This window comes from Vibrio sp. 1727 (assembly GCF_033344415.1).
Lineage (GTDB): Bacteria > Pseudomonadota > Gammaproteobacteria > Enterobacterales > Vibrionaceae > Vibrio > Vibrio alginolyticus.
On record NZ_JAWPOT010000683.1, the window covers coordinates 1 to 514 of the forward strand.

The 514-nt window shown below is 46.9% G+C and carries 1 protein-coding gene and 1 pseudogene; both read right to left on the minus strand.

The features are described from left to right. Positions 1 to 40: 40 nt before the first annotated feature. Positions 41 to 352 carry an AzlD domain-containing protein gene (locus R8O10_RS27590; protein ID WP_141179359.1) on the minus strand — a complete coding sequence of 104 codons (312 nt, stop codon included), beginning with the start codon at positions 350 to 352 and terminating at the stop codon, positions 41 to 43. Next, a pseudogene (locus tag R8O10_RS27595) lies at positions 352 to 514 on the minus strand (branched-chain amino acid ABC transporter permease); the annotation flags it as partial. The pseudogene R8O10_RS27595 and the gene R8O10_RS27590, both read right to left, overlap by 1 nt.

Below are 514 nucleotides of genomic sequence, written 5' to 3' on the forward strand. Positions count from 1 at the left end.
GTGGCGACGTCACCTTGTTAGAAATTGAGTGGGTGGCTGATTAAAGCCAAACGCGCAAAAGAAGAAACGCCACCATACTGACAGCCGTCGTTAAGAGAACGTTTTTTGTCAAATAGGCGATCAACGCAGCCAATGTCGCAGCCAATAAAAACGGGTTTTGTACGCTGACACTGAGTTCCCCTTCGGGGATGAAGACAATCGGCGCCCAGATCGCGGTTAAAACGGCCGGGCTTGCGTAGTTGAGAATCTTTTGTGTGCGCGTGCCGAGCTTTAATGGCAACTTCGGTTCGAGAAACAAGTATCGGCTTGTGAACACCAACAGCGTCATGAGTAAAATTGACAGCATAATCATTAGCGTTTCTCCTGCACTTGTTCGACAAAATAGCCTGTTAACATGGCTAAAATGCTCGAAATCATCAAACTTCCTTCCACTTGGTAATAGCTTAACGCGACTGAGCCTACCAAAGCCACTAAGACGCTAGAAAGTACCGCTGCATTTTTAATCATGGGTACG

Coding starts and splice junctions, on each gene's coding strand:
- R8O10_RS27590 (WP_141179359.1), bottom strand. CDS start 352: ATGATTATGCTGTCAATTTTACTCATGACGCTGTTGGTGTTCACAAGC.